Consider the following 16,023-nt stretch of genomic DNA (forward strand, 5'->3'; position numbering starts at 1 on the left):
ACAAGAATGGACGGCCTACCGCGTTGCGGGGCTCGGCTCGGCTCCGGGCGCTCTTGATCCGGCGCCGACGCTCCCTTCAGCGGATGCCCAGCGTAGGCAACCGGCTGCGGCCGTGCCGGAGCCGCGCCGAGCGACGGGGAAACGGCGGTGCCGTGCGTCCGGTGTGGCGCCGGTAGCGGTCCGGCCGCCCTGGCTAGACTCGGCCGCCGAGAGGACGTGATGCCGTGATTCTCGAAGTGCGCAAGGTGGCCGGGAACATCGGCGCCGAAATCGCCGGCCTTGACCTTGCCGCCGAGTTGGACGACGGCAGCGTCGCCGAGATCCGCGATGCCGTACTCGCGCACAAGGTGGTCTTCTTCCGCGGGCAACGGCTCACCCCGGAATCGCAGCAGGCCTTCGCCCGGCGGTTCGGCAGCCTTACCACCGCGCACCCGGTGATGCCTGCCGCCGATGGCTACACCCGGGTTCTCGACATCGACACGTCCAAGGTCTCGGTGGCGGCCGACTTCTGGCACACCGATCTGACCCACCTGCACCGGCCACCACTCGCCGCCGTCCTGCGTGCCGTCACCGTGCCACCCTGGGGAGGTGACACCCTGTGGGCCAACACGGCTCACGCTTACGCCTGTCTTCCGGCCGGGATCCGCGCCATGGTGGACGTCCTGTGGGCGGTGCACACCAACACCTTCGACTACGCCAGGTCGATGCGGGCCCAGGAGGACAGCAGGCTGGGCGAGCTCGAACGGAAGGCGCAGGGCGCCGTCTTCGAGACCCTCCACCCGGTGGTGCGGGTGCACCCGGAGACCGGTGAGCGGGCGCTCCTGCTCAGTCACAACGCCAGGTTCAGCCCGGGCATGAGCGCCCCCGACTTCGAGGCCCTGCGCCGGCTCCTGCAGTCGCACATCACCACGCCGGAGAACACCGTGCGCTGGCGCTGGGCTCCCGGCGACGTCGCCTTCTGGGACAACCGCGCCACCCAGCACTACGCCGTCCTGGACTACGGCGACCAACCGCGCCACATGCAACGGGTGACCCTCGTCGGCGACGTCCCCGTCTCGGTGGACGGCCGCCGCAGCGAGGCACTGACCGGCGACGACAGTGCGTACAACGGAGGCCGGGCCGCTGCCCCCGGCTCGTGAGCGCACCGCGCGTTCAGGTGGCGGGGCCTCGCCGGAGGTACCGCTGCGCACTCCTGCGCGCACGATCACCCATGGCATTCCGCAGTTTCCCGTCGTCCATGAGGCGGCCGAGCTGGCGGGCGAGGTCGCTGCCGTCTCCCGGCCGGGCCAACAGGCCGTCCTCACCGTCGTGGATGAGTTCGCGCAACTCCGCGCCGCACGCCACGGCCACGCAGGGAACGGAGCACGACATCGCCTGCAGCAGCTCCAGCGGCAAGTCCGCGCCGCAGGAAGTCCGGGCGAAGACGGCGCAGTTCCGCAGGGCGCTGGTGGCATCGGCGCCCTGCCCCATCCAGTCGATGGTGCCGGCCAGCCCGAGCCTGATCCAGCGGGCCTTGAGCGCCGGCCCCAGCGGGCCTGCCGCGTAGATCTTCAACCGCCAGTCGGGCCGGTACGGGGAGACTCTCGCCCAGGCGTCGACCAGTACGCCGAGGCCGTCGTCCCCACCGGGCCCCCCGATGGCCACGACTGCCCTCTCCGACGGATCGTCCTCGCGTCGGCGGTGGAAGTAGTCCCGTACGCCGGGCTCGATGGCGGCAAGACCGGCCGGAGTCCAAGTGAACACCCGTTCGCCGTCGGCTCGTAGATGTCGCTCAGGTACCAGTTCGGCCAGCAGTCCGTGTCTGAGGTCGTACTCGCGGGCGTGCAGCGGCCCGTGTTCCAGGATCTCGATGTCGGCCTCGACCGCCCCCGGCCGGACGTCACCCAAACCGCTCAGCCAGCGTTGGAGTTCCGCCAGCCAGCGGTCGTGTGCTGCCACCACCGCCGGCGACCAGGAGTCGAGCACCATCCGATGGCGTCTGCGCCAAGCGGCGTTGGGTGTCGGGACGTTGTGCAGGAGTCCCCAGGTGAAGATCGAGTCGCCGCCTCCGACGAGCGCGAGTTCGAACAGCCCGGGCCCGTCGGTGAACAGGCTGCGGCGGGCGCCCCAGGCCACGCCCATGATCCCGTCGAACCTGCCGTGCATCGAACTGACCCTGGATCGTGAGGACTCGCCCTCGCTCGTGCTGTAGTGCGCCCTCCGGAAGCACTGGATGACCGGGGCCCGCTCGAACGCGTCCGCGACCGCGGCCCCCCAGTCGGCAGCGACCAGCACGTCACTGTCCACCCAGACGACCCGGGTGAACCGCGGCGGAAGGCTGCGCGCCGCCAGGTTGATCAGGCGCTCCTTGTGCCACATGAACGGGCACTCGTCGTCCCAGAACGCGATGTCCGCCCCCGACGGCCGCTCGGTACCGGCACCGGTCAGGAACACCTGGTCGGCGAGGCCGGCCCGGCCGAACGCCGCCAGGCACCGCGCCAGCTTGCGGGGATGGGACCGGTAGCCGACGGGGTTGAAGTACGGGATGACGATGGCCGTTCCGCTCAGGGGCTTCGGAGGCAGCCTCCCGTGTCCCCCGCGCTGCGCCGGCCTTCCCATGCCGCCAGTCTCACCGCTCGGACCGGCACCGGCACCTCCGCCGGACCCGCATCGGCCCCGCCGGGACTGGGCGGGCACTGCCGGACCGCTCCGGGGGGGTGCGACGACCGGTGGGGTCAGCGGACAGGCGTCCCGCTCGACCGGCATGGCACCGCACCTCGCGCCCGGCACGTCGAGAAACGAGCGGCGTCACGCCCTGCCCTCGTCCGGCCGGACCAGGCGCCGCCGTCCCCGGCGTCCCTGACGTACCGCGCTCGTCAGAGCGGCTCTCCCGGGCGCCGCTGGGTCACCCGCCACAGCCGGCGCGGCAGTTCGCCCTCCTCGAAGGGATGCACCTCGACCAGGTCCCACCCCTCGGCGAGCGAGTCGACGAGCGTCCGGGAGAAGAAGTGCACGGCGAACCCGCCGTGTTCGAAGATGTCGTCACCGTGGGCGGTACCCACCCCGGAGTGGGCGTCGCCGGTGTGCCGGACGGTGTAGACGAAGGTGCCGCCGGGCCGCAGCACCCGCCGCACCTCGGCCACCAGCGCCCGGAGCTCGGCGGTGGAGAGCGCCATGCACAGCAGCATGTGGGCGAAGACCGCGTCCACCGAGGCGTCCGGCAGGGCGAGCGGCTCTCGCACGTCCTGGACGGCGCAGCCCACCGACAGCCCGGCGGCCTCGGCCCGCTCGGCCAGCTGCGCCAGCGCGACCGGGCTGAAGTCGGTCGCACGGACGGTGAAGCCGCTCGCCGCGAAGTGCAGCGCGTCGCGCCCGTGCCCGGCGCCGAGTTCCAGCACCCGCCGCGCCCCCGCCGCCCGGAACACCCCGGTGGCGTACCGCGCCGCCTCGGAGGGGCGGTCGCCGTACATGCCGGGGTGGTCGGTGTAGGTGCGCTGCCAGTGCTCCTGCTGGACGCGGGCCAGCTCGCGCCCGGCCGGTACTTCGTTCTGTGCCACACCTCACCGTACGCCGGAGTCGATCACCCAGCGCATCCGGCCTGGTCGCGGGGCCGCCCGGCGGGCATGACATCCTCGCTCCCATGGACTCCGCAGCTCAGCCGCTCTCCCCCGCCGCCCGCCGCAATCCGGTCGGCGCCCATGTGCCGGTCGCCGGGCGCGGGCTGGTGGGCACCGGGCTCGCGTACGCGCGGAAGGTCGGCGCGGAGGCGGTGCAGGTCTTCGTCGCCAATCCGCGCGGCTGGGCCACTCCCGCGGGCGACCCGGTGCAGGACGAGGAGTTCCGCACGGCCTGCGCGGCGGCGGGGATCCCGGCGTACGTTCATGCGCCGTACCTGATCAACTTCGGCTCGGACTCCACCGCGACCAGGGCCCGTTCCACCGAGTCACTGCGCCACTCCCTGCTGCGCGCGCACCGGATCGGGGCGCTCGGGGTGGTGGTGCACACCGGTTCCGCGGTCGGCCGGGCGGCGGACGGCGGTTACCGGTACGCCGAGGCGATGTCCCAGGTGCGCGAGGACGTGCGGCCGCTGCTGGACGAGCTCGACGCGCTCGGCGAGGACGCGCCCTGGCTGCTGCTCGAACCGACTGCCGGGCAGGGCAGTTCGCTCTGCTCCCGGATGGCCGACCTGGCCGAGTACACCGTCGCGCTCGACCACCATCCCAGGGTCGGCGTCTGCCTGGACACCTGCCACGCCTTCGCCGCCGGGCACGACCTCGCGGCCCCGGACGGGGTCGCCGAGACCCTGGACGCCCTGGTCTCGGCCGTCGGCCCCGGCCGGCTGCGGCTGATCCACGCCAACGACTCGATGGACGTGGTCGGCGCCCGCAAGGACCGGCACGCCAACATCGGAGCGGGGCACATCGGTTCGGACGCCTTCCGGGAACTGTTCGCGCACCCCGCCACCGAGGGCGTGCCGCTGATCATCGAGACCCCGGACGGCCGCCACGACCCCGACCGGGTCGAAGGGGCCCGCCACACCGCCGACCTCGACCTGCTCAAGCGCCTGCGCGCCGAGGCGTACCCGGGCCGCTGACCGTCGTCCGCTCCGGCCGGGCCGGGAGGGCTGCGCGGCCCGGCAGCGACACGGGCTAGGCTCACCGGGTGCCCCACCACTCGCCCGCGGCCGGCCCGGCCCTCGCCGCCCCACCGCCGCCCGACGCGCGGCCGACGGCCGGACCGGGCTCGTCCGCCGCGTCCTGGATCCGCTCGCCCTGGCCACGGTTCGCGCTGCTGCTGGCGATCCTCGCGGCGGCGGCCGCCTCGCTGGTGTTCTGGGACCCGACCCAGGTGCTGACCACGGGGGCGCCGGGGCTGTGGCGACTGCCCGTCTTCGCCCTGGTGTACGCCCTCGGCACCCTGGTCTTCGTCCCCAAGCCCGCGCTGAACACCGCCGCCGGGCTGCTGCTGGGCGTCGCCTGGGGGCTGCCGCTGGCCGTACTCGGCACCACCCTCGGCGCGGCGATCGCGTTCGTCCTGGGCCGGGCGCTCGGACGCGACGCCCTCCGCCCCCTGCTCAGGGCCAGGGTGCTGGCCGCGCTCGACCGCCGGCTCACCGAGCAGGGTTTCCGCAGCGTGCTGCTGCTGCGGATCATCCCGGGCGTCCCCTTCCAGGCGGCCAACTACGGCGCGGCCTTCTCCGGCGTCGGGATGCTGCCCTTCCTCTCCGGCACCGCTGTCGGCGTCCTGCCCGGCACCGCCGCGTACGTCGTCGCGGGCGCCACCGCGGGCTCTCCCTCCTCCCCCGCGTTCCTGCTCTCCGCCGCGGCGATCGGCCTGATGACCGTCCTGAGCCTGCTCACCCTCTGGCGCGCCTCCCGCCGGGGCGCCGCCCGAAAAGCCTTCGCGGCGCCGGGCCCGGAACTGGTAGGAAGCGGGAATGGACACTCGATCCACTGACCCGTTGGAGACGCTGCTCGCCGAGCGGGCCTGCGAGCGTGTGATCGTCGACTTCCTGCGCCGGCTGGACCTGGGCGACCCGGGCTCGGTGGCCGAGCTGTTCACCGACGACGGGGTGTGGGAGTGGCCGCACGGGGAGCGCCGGGTGCAGGGGCGGGAGGCGCTGCGCGAGTACTTCGGCTCCCGGCCGGCCGACCGGCTGTCCCGCCGGATGTGCAGCAACGTCCTGGTCACCGTCACCTCCCCCGACACCGCCGAGGCGACCTCGTACTTCGCCACGTACCGGGTTGACGGCTACACCGGCGGGATGCTGCCGCCGATGCTGCCCGCCAACGTGGGGCACTACGAGGACACCTTCCGCAGGGTCGACGGCCGTTGGCTGCTCGCCACCCGGACCACCTTCCTGCCGTTCGGCGGGCCGACCCACCGGCTCTGAGCCGCCCGTGGCTCCCGTGGGGCCGGCCGGGCGTCCGGACGCCGCTGCGCCGGCAGCGGAAGCGGAAGGCATAGCCTCGGCAAATTCGCTGTCGGTGTGTCAGTGCCGGTCGCCACAATGTCCGGCATGAGCACCGAAGCCGCTTCCGCCGCCCCTGTCCGTCTCGATCCGCCGATGGCCGCCGACGAGGCGACCATGCTCGCCGCCTGGCTGGAGTACCACCGGGCCACGCTCGCCCTGAAGTGCGAGGGGCTGACGGCCGAGCAGCTCCGCGTCCGCTCCGCCGCACCCTCGTCGCTCTCCCTGCTCGGCCTGGTCCGGCACCTGGCCGAGGTGGAGCGCCACTGGTTCCAGAACATCCTCTCCGGCAGCGACGCGAAGAGCCTGTACTGCGCGGAGGACGAGGACGGCGACTTCAACCAGGTGGACACCGCCGACCCCGACGAGGCGTTCGCCACCTGGCGGGCCCAGATCGAGCTGGCCCGCACGGCCACCGCCGGCCTCCCACTGGAGACGACCGGCAAGCGCCTCCGCCGCGGCGAGGAGGTCACGCTCCGCTGGATCCTGGTCCACATGATCGAGGAGTACGCCCGGCACAACGGACACGCCGATCTGATCCGCCAATTGATCGACGGAACAACCGGCGAGTGAAGCTGTTACAGGATCGTTGACAGGCAGTCAACTCGTCACTGACACGCACCGATAAGGTCTACGCGCGCAACCGTTCGCCGAACCGTGCCGTCGCAGCAGATACCGAACCGGCTGCTCGCACTGCACCGTCCGGCGGTCGCGAGCGGGCACCGAAGCGGTGATCAGTGCGATACTCGGACAGTTCCGGCGAGTGGATGACGTGTCAAAAGGACACGAACACGCGGGGAACGGTACGAGACGAGGCAAGGAGGCGCGGCATGGGAGCACTTCGCGACGAGCACCACAACGGGTGGCTGATGCCTTCCGGCAACTACGCCGCGGCGGTGTACGACGATCCATGGGCGACCCAGGCGGTGGCGCCGGTGGACTCTGCCGTTCCGGCGCCGGCGAAGATCGTCTCGCTGAAGCCCACCGGGTTCGAGTCCGCCCGCACGGTCGGCGAGCACATCCGCGAGGGCATCCCGGTGGTCATGGACCTGACCGAGATGAGCGAGGCCGAGGCCAAGCGCATGGTCGACTTCGCCTCCGGTCTGGTGTTCGGCACCAGGGGTGGTATCGAGCGGATCGCCCGCCGGGTCTTCCTGCTCACCCCGGCCGACATCGAGGTGATGGTCATCGACCGGCCGCTCGACGAGAGCGGGTTCTTCAACCAGAGCTGAGCCGGACCGGAGCCGAGCGCTCCGAAACCCAGCCCGCCGGTGGACCTCGACCGGGGACGACAGCTGTCGTCCCCGGTCTTTTTTGCTATCCGCAGCCTTGCAGCGAGGTCTCCCGCGAAGCCCTGATCCGCGAGGTCGGCGCGCTGGGCCTGCGCAAGTTCGCGGCGGCCCTCGACAGCGCCGCGATCGAGTCCGGTGACGCGCGGTCCGCGCTGCGCCGCCTGTGGACGCCGTCGTCCCCGACACCGCGCTGTGCGCCTTCCTCGCGGGCGAGAACCAGCTGTACGACGATCCCGAGATCAACGAGCTCTGGGAGATCCAGGACGCCCGGGTCCGCGCCCTGTTCCTGCGCGGCCAGAAGGAGGGGGTCTTCCGGATCGAGCTCTCGGCCGGCTGGCTCGGCGAGGCGTTCTTCGACCTCGCCGGCCTGCTGGTCAGCATGGGCGCGCTCAGCGACCGGATCGGCCGCAAGAGCTGCTGCTGCTCGGCTCCTCTCAGTGTCTGATGGGGAGTTCGAGTTCGGCCCAGACCACCTTGCCGCTCCTGGTCGGACGGGTGCCCCAGCGGTGGCAGAGTTCACTGACCAGGTGCATCCCCCGCCCGCCCTCGTCCTCCTCCGCTGAGGTCCGGACCCGCGGCGGCGGCCCCCCGGAGTCGAAGACCTCGACGGTCAGGACGCGGTCACGGAACAGCCGCAGCCGCCGCGGGGCCTCGGCGTGCAGCAGAGCGTTGGTGACCAGTTCACTCACCATCAGTTCCGCGTAGTCGGTCAGCGCGGAGAGCCCCCACACGCCCAGCGTGGCCCGGGTGAAGCGGCGGGCCCGGGCCGGGACCGGTCCGTCGCCGTCCAGTGGCAGGGTGGCGATCCGGTCGGCGGGGACGGGCAGTGCCCGCGCCATGATCATGGCGATGTCGTCGTCGGTTCCCTCGGTGACCAGCGCGCCGAGCACCGCGTCGCAGCTCGCCTCCAGCGTGCGTCCGCTCCCGGCCAGGGTCGTGGAGAGCAGGCCGATGCCATCGTCGATGTCCCGGCCCCGGCGTTCCACCAGGCCGTCGGTGTAGAGCGCGACCAGGCCGCCCTCGGGCAGGGTGAACTCGGTGCTCTCGAAGGCCACTCCGCCGACCCCCAGCGGCACCCCGGGCGGCAGCGGCACCCTCCGGGCGACCCCGTCCGGGGAGACCCGCACAGGCGGGAGGTGGCCGGCCGAGGCAACCGTGCAGATGCGCTCGACCGGGTCGTACACCACGCAGATGCAGGTCGCGAACTGGCCCTCGCCGATGCCCACGGCGGTCTCGTCCAGCCGGGTCAGCACCTGCTCGGGCGGCATGTCCAGGGTCGCCAGGGTACGGGCGACCGTCCGCAGCTGCCCCATGGTCGCGGCGGCCCGGATGCCGTGGCCCATCACGTCGCCGACCACCAGCGCCACCCGCCCGCAGGAGAGCGGGACCACGTCGAACCAGTCCCCGCCGACCTCGCTGACCAGGCTGCTCGGCAGGTACCGGTAGGCGATCTCCAGACCGAGGGTGCGGTGGATCTCCTGCGGCAGCAGGCTGCGCTGCAGGGTGAGCGCGGTCTCCCGCTCGCGCCGGTAGAGCCGGGCGTTGTCGAGGGCGATGGCCGCCCGGGCGACCAGTTCCTCGGCGAGCGCCACATCGGCGGCGCCGAACGGCTCGGGGTTGCGGGTGCGGACGAACTCCGAGCCGCCGAGCACCATGCCCCGGGCCATGATCGGCACCATCAGGTAGGAGTGGATGCCCGCCTCGAGCCCCGGTGCGACCCGGTCCGGCGCGGAGACCAGCGCGGCGAGCGTCTGCTCGTCGACGTACGTCCGCAGCAGCGGCCGCCCGCTGCGCAGGCACTCGGTGTACGGCCGCTTGGCGTCGTACTCGGAGGTCTCGCCCACCGCGTCCGAGGCGCTGACCAGTCCCGACTCGTACGCGTCGCCGACCGCCACCGCGCGCAGCCTGATGCCCCGGTCGGAGGCGAGCTGGGCGGGCTCCTCACCGCGCAGTACCGGTTCCAGCAGGTCCACGGTGGCGAAGTCGGCGAAGCGCGGCACCACCGCCTCGATCAGCTCCTCGGCGGTGCGCTGGAGGTCCAGGGTGGTGCCGATCCTGGCGGTGGCCTCGGCCAGCTGGGTGAGGCGCTCCTGGGCCCGGGCGGCGCGGGCCTCGGCCTGGAAGCGCTCGGTGACGTCGATCAGCGAGGAACTGACGCCCAGCACCTTGCCGGTGGAGTCCTCCAGCCGGAAGTAGGAGGCGGACCAGGCCCGGTCGTGGCGCGGGTCACCGGGGGTGCGGCCGTGCGAACGGGCGTCCACCACCGGCCGACCGGTGGCGATGACCTGCCGCATCACGGCTTCGATCTCGGTGCTGTTCAGTCCGGGCAGCACGGTGCTGATCCGGCGGCCGACGTGCTCCTCGACCGGCAGGCCGTTGATCCGGGCCAGGGCACTGTTGAGCCGGACGAAGCGCAGCTCGGTGTCGTAGACCGCCATTCCGATCGGGGACTGGGTGAAGCAGCCGTCCAGCACGGCGAGGTCCGCCTCGACCCGGCGCAGTACGGCCAGGTCGGAGGCGGTGGCGAGCAGCATCCGTGATCCGCCCGGTCCGGAGATCGGGTAGGTGTGGAACTCCAGCTCGACCCGGTGGCCGTCGCGGTGGCGCACCGGCACGACCCCCGACCAGCCCTTCCCGGCCATGAGCCGCTCGAACATGGTGAGGATCGCGGGCCGTTCGGGCTCGGGGACCAGCAGTTTGGCGGCGTACGCCCCGACGGCCTCGGCGGCGGTGTAGCCGGTGATGCGTTCGGCGTCCTCGCTCCAGTGCAGGATCCGGCCGTCGGCCTCCACCAGGGCGGTGGCGAGTGGTACCAGCCGGTGGCCCCGCAGACGCGCCGTGTCGTCGCCTGCCGGTGCCGCCTCCGTGTTCCGGCCGGCACCGTCGGGAGCGGTCCACTCGAATCCGTGCATGATCAGGAGCCCACCTGACAGGTACCTTCCCGGTCGGGGCCGGGGCAATCCGGCTCACACCAGACTGCACGGCGCCGGGCCGCCCGGCGACTCATCCGCAGGGCCGGACGGGTGCCCGCCCGGGGGCAGCCGGACCCGCCTGCTCCGGCCCGGCAGAGCGGCGTCGTGCTCCGGTCGTGCGGCCTACGGCAGCACCGCATCGAGGGTGCGGGCCCACTGGCGGACGACCCCGGTACGGCGGGGGCCGTCGTCGGTGAGCAGGTTGGCGAGGCCCAGACCGCGGGCCATGTCCAGGGTGGCCTGGACGGTCTCCCGGACGCCCGGGGTGGACTCGTCGGCCCCGAGGAACTCGACCGCGGCGCGGTGGGACTCCCGTCCGACGTGGTTCTCCAGCGCGATGATCCGCTCGCGCAGCGACTCCTCGGTGGCCGCCGCCACCCAGAGGTGGAGGGCGGCCCGGAACAGCGGGCCGGTGTAGAGGCGGACGATCATCTCCACCACCGCCTCCGTCCTGGCCGGCCCGGCGGGCGGCAGCTCGTCGGCGTGGGCCCGCACCGCGGCCAGCCGCTCGGTGGTGACGTGTTCGACGGCCGCGGTGAACAGGTCCTCCCTGGTCGGGAAGTGGTGCTGGGCCGCTCCCCTGGTCACCCCGGCCCGCTCGGCCACCACCGCGACGGTGGACCCGTTCCAGCCGAGCTCGGCCAGGCACTCCACCGCCGCCTCCAGCAACCTGCGGCGGGTGGCACGGCTGCGGGTCTGCTGAGGGGCGCGGGAGGCGGCGGAGTGGAGGCTCATGGCTGCTTTCGGGTGACGGTCCGTCGGTTGCGGCTGATCCTTTCACCCCGGTCGGGCGATCAGCCAGGCGCCCCCGGGGGCGCGGCGTACCACGCGGCCGGCCGCTACGGGGGTGCCGTGCGGTTGCTCGGGAGGCGTCCGGGTGCTCATATCGTCGCGCGCTCCCCCCGCACCATCCGGCGGTGCGAGGTGCGCTACCGGGTCTGCCGCGCACGGTCGCGCAGCTCGCGGCGGAGGATCTTCCCCGACACCGACTTGGGTACCGCGTCCAGGAACTCCACCGCCCTGATCTTCTTGTACGGGGCCACCTGCCCGGCCACGTAGTCGATGACCTCCTCACCCGTGAGCGCGCTGCCCGGCGTCCGCACCACGTACGCCTTGGGCCGCTCCTCCCCGTCCTCGCCGGTGACGCCGACCACCGCGGCGTCGGCGATCTGCGGGTGTGCCAGCAGCAGCGCCTCCAGCTCGGCGGGGGCCACCTGGTACCCCTTGTACTTGATCAGTTCCTTCACCCGGTCCACCACGAAGAGGTAGCCGCGCTCGTCCAGGTAGCCGATGTCGCCGGTGTGCAGCCAGCCGTCCTCGTCTATCATCGCGTCGGTCTCGGACGGCCGGGCGAAGTACCCGCGCATCACCTGCGGCCCGCGGAACAGCAACTCGCCCCGCTCGCCGACGCCGAGGTCCTTGCCGGAGCCGTCCAGGGCCGTCACCCTCAGTTCGGTGGAGGGCACCAGCTTGCCGACCGTGCCGCACGGCGGATTCGGGTCGTCCGTCGTCATCACGGCGGCGACCGGCGAGAGTTCGGTCATCCCGTACCCCTGGTGGATGCGCGGCAGGCCGAGCCGGCGGGCGCAGGCCTCGGCGAGGTCGGCGTCCAGCGGGGCGGCCGCGCTGAGGACGTAGCGGACCGAGGAGAGGTCGTACTGCTCGACCAGCGGGTGCTTGGCGAGCGCCAGGATCATCGGCGGTGCGGCGAACACACCCTCGATCCGCTGCTCCTGGATGGTGCGCAGGAACTGTTCGAGATCGAAGCGGGGCAGCACCACGACGGTGGAGCCGCTGCGCAGCGGCTGGTTGAGCAGGGCCGTGAAACCGTAGATGTGGAAGAAGGGCAGGACCGCCAGGATGCGTTCGCCCGGTTCCGTGCGGCGCATCGACTCGGTCTGGAACAAGTTGCTGGAGACGCTGCGGTGGCTGAGCATCACGCCCTTGGGCAGTCCGGTGGTACCGCTGGAGTACGGCAGCACGGCGATGTCGGTGGCCGGGTCGATCCGCGGCTGCGGTTCGGGAGCGGTGGAGGCGAGCAGGTCGGTGAGTGAGCGGTGGCCTTCGGCCCGGTCGCAGACGAAGATCTCCTGGATCGGCTGCCCCTCCCCCGCGAGGACGCCGGCGGCTTCGGCGGCGGCCGCGAGGAAGGGGGAGACGGTGACGATCCAGCGGGCCCGGCTGTCGCGCAGCTGGCCGGTGAGCTCCTTGACGGTGGCCAGCGAACTGACGGTGGTGACGGTCGCCCCGGCCCTGGTGGCCGCGTACAGCGCGACGGGGTAGGCGATGGTGTTGGGACTGTACAGCGCGACCACATCGCCCTTGCGGACACCGGCCTCGGCCAGTCCGGCCGCCACCCGCCGGCTCCTGGTGTCGAGTTGGGCGTAGCTGACGGACTCCCCGGTGACGCCGTCGACGAGTGCGGGGATCTCGGCGTACCGCTCCGCGATGGCCAGTACCGCGTCGTGGATCGGCAGTTCGAGAGGGGCGATGTCGGGTCGGTCGCTGCGGAACGCCATACGTGCCTCCGGTTCGGCGGGATCGGTACGAGTACTCGCTACCCCAGGGTGGCCAACGGCAGCCGCCGGGAACAGAGCGCGTACCCGGCGGGGCCGACCGGTCAGTACGACTTGGGCAGGCCCAGGGTGTGCTGGGCCACGTAGTTGAGCACCATCTCCCGGCTGACCGGCGCCACCCGGGCGACCCTGGTGGCCGCGATCAGGGCGGCCAGGCCGTACTCCTGGGTGAGCCCGTTGCCGCCGAGGGTCTGCACGGCCTGGTCGACCGCGCGGCAGGCGGCCTCGCCCGCCGCGTACTTGGCCATGTTGGCGGCCTCGCCCGCCGCCACGTCGTCACCGTTGTCGTAGAGGTCGGCGGCCTTCTGCATCATCAGCCGGGCGAGCTCCACCTCGATGGCGCACTGGGCGAGCGGGTGTGCGATCCCCTGGTGCGCTCCGATCGGGGTGTCCCAGACGGTGCGGGTGCGCGCGTACTCCACGGCGGAGCCGAGCGCCTGGCGGGCGAGGCCGAGGGTGAAGGCGGCGGTCATGATGCGCTCGGGGTTGAGGCCGGCGAACAGCTGCATCAGCCCGGCGTTCTCGTCCCCGACCAGCGCCTCGGCGGGCAGCCGGACGTCGTCCAGGAATACCTGGAACTGCTTCTCGGCGGTGACGAGTTCCATCGGGATGGGCCGGTACTCGAAGCCCGGGGTGTCGCGGGGCACGATGAACAGGGCGGGCTTCAGCTTGCCGGTGGTGGCGTCCTCGGTTCGGCCGACGAACAGGACGGCGTCGGAGTGGTCGATGCCGGAGATGAAGACCTTCCGGCCGGAGAGCAGCCAGTCGGCGCCGTCGCGGCGGGCGATGGTGCCGATCCGGTGGGAGTTGGAGCCGGCGTCCGGCTCGGTGATGCCGAAGGCCATCCGGCGGCTTCCGTCGGCGAGTCCGGGGAGCCACTGCCGCTTCTGCTGCTCGGTGCCGAACCGGGCGATCACCGTGCCGCAGATGGCCGGTGAGACCACCAGCATCAGCAACGGCGTTCCGGCGGCACCCAGTTCCTCCAGGACGATGGCCAGTTCGCTGATGCCGGCGCCGCCACCGCCGTACTCGGCCGGGATGTTGACTCCGAGGTAGCCCAACTTACCGGCTTCGGCCCAGAGTTCCTGGGTGGGCAGCCCGGCCCGGGCCTTGGCTTGGAAGTACCCGGCACCGTAGCGGCGGCCGAGCTCGAAGACGGCGCGGCGCAGGGCCTGGCGCTCGGGGGATTCGGTGAACACGGACATGGGTGTGGTCCTCTCCGTGGGTGGTCTTCGCATGGACGATCAGCCCGGGGAGCCGGCCGTGGCGTCGCGCATCCAGTGAATACCTGACTGGTCGTCAGGGCTGGACGACGGCCAGCAGGGTTCCCAGTTCGACCTGTTGGCCGGGGGTGACGCGGAGTTCGGTGAGCAGCCCGTCGGCCGGCGCGCAGACCCGGTGTTCCATCTTCATCGCCTCCAGCCAGAGCAGCGGCCGGCCGGCCTCGACCTGCTCGCCGACGGTGACGGCGATCCGGACCACGGTGCCCGGCATGGGGGCGAGCAGTGCGCCGGGATCGGTGTGGACGGCGGGCTCGGGGTGGCGCGGGAGTGCGGTGAGGGCGACCGCGCCGAGCGGTGAGTCGAGGTGGACGGTGTCCTCGTGGACGGCGATCTCGAAGGTGCGGGTCAGGCCGCCGGTGCGGAGGGTGACGCGTTCTGGGGTGGCGGCGAGCAGTTGGGCATCGGGGTGGTCCTCGGCCTGCAGGCCGGTGCGGGTGTGGCGGTAGCGAACCTGGTACTCGGTGCCGTCCGACCCGCGGTAGCGCTTGAGCTGGGGCCCGGAGGGCAGGTTGCGCCAGCCGGACGGGAAGGCGCCGGGGCGGGCGGCGGCGTCCGCGAGGGCGGCGGCGAGCGCGGCCAGCTGGGTGTGCTTCTGCGGACCGGGGGCGAGTTCGGCGGCGTGTTCCGCGAGGAAGCCGGTGTGCAGCCGGCCGTCCAGGAAGGCCGGGTGGCGCAGCGCGGCGACCAACAGCTCGCGGTTGGTGGTCAGCCCGTGGATGCGGGCGCGGCTGAGCGCGTCGGACAGTCGGCGGGCGGCGGCGGCCCGGGTCGGGGCCCAGGCGATCACCTTGGCGAGCATGGCGTCGTAGTGGACGCCGATGACCGCGGGCCCGGCGGTCGCCGAGTCCAGGCGCAGCCCCGTGTCCCCGGTCCCGGTGGTGAACTCGGCCGGTGCGTCAGGGAGCTGGAGCAGGTGCAGGGTGCCGGTCTGCGGCTGCCAGTCGCGCTCGGGGTCCTCGGCGTAGAGCCGGGCCTCGATCGCGTGGCCCCGGATCGCGGGCGGCTCGGCGGGCAGTGCCTCGCCTTCGGCGATGCGCAGTTGCAGCGCGACCAGGTCGAGGCCGGTGACGCACTCGGTGACGGGGTGCTCGACCTGGAGGCGGGTGTTCATCTCCAGGAAGAAGATCCGGCCGTCGGGTGCCAGCAGGAACTCGGCCGTCCCGGCGCCGGTGTAGCCGATGGCCCGGGCGGCGTCGACGGCGGCGGCGTGGAGTTCGGCCCTCACCCGCTGCGACAGGCCCGGTGCCGGGGCCTCCTCGATCACCTTCTGGTGGCGGCGCTGCAGTGAGCAGTCCCGTTCGCCCAGGGCCCAGACCGTGCCGAAGTGGTCGGCCAGCAGCTGGACTTCGACATGGCGTCCGGTCGGCAGGTACGGCTCGCAGAAGACCTCGGCCACACCGAAGGCCTTCGCCGCCTCGGCTCGGGCCGAGGCCAGCGCGTCCGGCAGGTCGGCCAGCCGTCGGACGATCCGCATACCGCGTCCGCCACCGCCGGCCGCCGCCTTGACCAGCAGCGGCAGATCGTCCTCGGTCGGTTCGGCGGCGGCGGTCAGCACGGGGACCCCGGCCGCCGCCATCAGCCGTTTGGCCTCGGTCTTGGAGCCCATCGCGGCGATCGCCTCGGGTGAGGGACCGATCCAGGTCAGCCCGGCGGCCTGGACGGCGCGCGCGAACCCGGCGTTCTCGGACAGGAACCCGTACCCGGGGTGGACGGCGTCCGCCCCGGCGGCCAGCGCCGCCTCGATGACCAGGTCGGCGCGCAGATAGGTGTCGGCGGGTGCGGCTCCGGGCAGCCGTACGGCGGTGTCGGCCTCGCGGACGTGCGGAGCGTCCGCGTCCGGGTCGGAGTGGACGGCGACGGTGGCGATGCCGAGTTCGCGGCAGGTCCTGAGGATCCGGCGGGCGATCTCGCCCCGGTTGGCCACCAGCAGGGAGTTGATCATGAGTCAGC

Annotated in this window: 14 protein-coding genes; 7 read left to right on the forward strand and 7 right to left on the reverse strand. The window is 72.7% G+C overall.

Annotated elements, in window-relative coordinates:
* Positions 1 to 224 precede the first annotated feature (224 nt).
* Positions 225 to 1,139 carry a TauD/TfdA dioxygenase family protein gene (locus ACZ5ON_RS17655; protein WP_465592758.1) on the forward strand — a complete coding sequence of 305 codons (915 nt, stop codon included), beginning with the start codon at positions 225 to 227 and terminating at the stop codon, positions 1,137 to 1,139.
* A gap of 13 nt (positions 1,140 to 1,152) precedes the next feature.
* Here the strand turns inward: ACZ5ON_RS17655 and ACZ5ON_RS17660 are convergent, their stop codons facing one another.
* Both ACZ5ON_RS17660 and ACZ5ON_RS17665 read right to left on the reverse strand, forming a co-directional pair.
* On the reverse strand, positions 1,153 to 2,598 hold the full coding sequence (locus ACZ5ON_RS17660) for a glycosyltransferase (RefSeq protein ID WP_465592761.1): 1,446 nt from the start codon (positions 2,596 to 2,598) through the stop codon (positions 1,153 to 1,155).
* A gap of 257 nt (positions 2,599 to 2,855) precedes the next feature.
* Positions 2,856 to 3,536 (reverse strand): class I SAM-dependent methyltransferase, encoded by a 681-nt coding sequence (locus ACZ5ON_RS17665; protein WP_465592764.1) that lies wholly within the window; start codon positions 3,534 to 3,536, stop codon positions 2,856 to 2,858.
* Positions 3,537 to 3,619: 83 nt separating this feature from the next.
* Here ACZ5ON_RS17665 and ACZ5ON_RS17670 point away from each other — a divergent pair, with 83 nt between their 5' ends.
* From ACZ5ON_RS17670 to ACZ5ON_RS17695, 6 genes are all read left to right on the forward strand, one after another.
* Positions 3,620 to 4,573 (forward strand): deoxyribonuclease IV, encoded by a 954-nt coding sequence (locus tag ACZ5ON_RS17670; RefSeq protein ID WP_465592767.1) that lies wholly within the window; start codon positions 3,620 to 3,622, stop codon positions 4,571 to 4,573.
* A 68-nt stretch (positions 4,574 to 4,641) separates the two neighbouring features.
* Positions 4,642 to 5,436 carry a TVP38/TMEM64 family protein gene (locus tag ACZ5ON_RS17675; protein WP_465592770.1) on the forward strand — a complete coding sequence of 265 codons (795 nt, stop codon included), beginning with the start codon at positions 4,642 to 4,644 and terminating at the stop codon, positions 5,434 to 5,436.
* Positions 5,417 to 5,872, forward strand: coding sequence for a nuclear transport factor 2 family protein (locus tag ACZ5ON_RS17680; protein WP_465592773.1), 456 nt, complete (start codon positions 5,417 to 5,419; stop codon positions 5,870 to 5,872). Before ACZ5ON_RS17675 ends, ACZ5ON_RS17680 begins: the two co-directional genes overlap by 20 nt.
* A 126-nt stretch (positions 5,873 to 5,998) precedes the next feature.
* Complete coding sequence (locus ACZ5ON_RS17685) at positions 5,999 to 6,523, forward strand: DinB family protein (RefSeq protein ID WP_465592776.1); 525 nt, start codon at positions 5,999 to 6,001, stop codon at positions 6,521 to 6,523.
* Between the two features lie 257 nt (positions 6,524 to 6,780).
* Positions 6,781 to 7,182 (forward strand): cell division protein SepF, encoded by a 402-nt coding sequence (locus ACZ5ON_RS17690; protein WP_465592779.1) that lies wholly within the window; start codon positions 6,781 to 6,783, stop codon positions 7,180 to 7,182.
* Between the two features lie 223 nt (positions 7,183 to 7,405).
* A complete protein-coding gene (locus tag ACZ5ON_RS17695; protein WP_465592782.1) occupies positions 7,406 to 7,687 on the forward strand; it encodes a hypothetical protein in 282 nt (93 codons plus the stop codon).
* Here ACZ5ON_RS17695 and ACZ5ON_RS17700 read toward each other — a convergent pair.
* From ACZ5ON_RS17700 to ACZ5ON_RS17720, 5 genes are all read right to left on the reverse strand, one after another.
* A complete protein-coding gene (locus ACZ5ON_RS17700) occupies positions 7,677 to 10,154 on the reverse strand; it encodes a SpoIIE family protein phosphatase (RefSeq protein WP_465592784.1) in 2,478 nt (825 codons plus the stop codon). The genes ACZ5ON_RS17695 and ACZ5ON_RS17700 overlap by 11 nt on opposite strands.
* Positions 10,155 to 10,337: 183 nt before the next feature.
* Positions 10,338 to 10,949 carry a TetR/AcrR family transcriptional regulator gene (locus ACZ5ON_RS17705; protein ID WP_465592787.1) on the reverse strand — a complete coding sequence of 204 codons (612 nt, stop codon included), beginning with the start codon at positions 10,947 to 10,949 and terminating at the stop codon, positions 10,338 to 10,340.
* 194 nt (positions 10,950 to 11,143) lie between these two features.
* Positions 11,144 to 12,733, reverse strand: a complete 1,590-nt coding sequence (locus ACZ5ON_RS17710; protein WP_465592790.1) for an AMP-binding protein — start codon at positions 12,731 to 12,733, stop codon at positions 11,144 to 11,146.
* Between the two features lie 101 nt (positions 12,734 to 12,834).
* Positions 12,835 to 13,995 carry an acyl-CoA dehydrogenase family protein gene (locus tag ACZ5ON_RS17715; protein ID WP_465592793.1) on the reverse strand — a complete coding sequence of 387 codons (1,161 nt, stop codon included), beginning with the start codon at positions 13,993 to 13,995 and terminating at the stop codon, positions 12,835 to 12,837.
* Positions 13,996 to 14,089: 94 nt separating this feature from the next.
* On the reverse strand, positions 14,090 to 16,015 hold the full coding sequence (locus tag ACZ5ON_RS17720; RefSeq protein WP_465592796.1) for an acetyl/propionyl/methylcrotonyl-CoA carboxylase subunit alpha: 1,926 nt from the start codon (positions 16,013 to 16,015) through the stop codon (positions 14,090 to 14,092).
* Between the last annotated feature and the right edge of the window lie 8 nt (positions 16,016 to 16,023).

The sequence above is a fragment of the Kitasatospora sp. NPDC032150 genome, assembly GCF_055579945.1.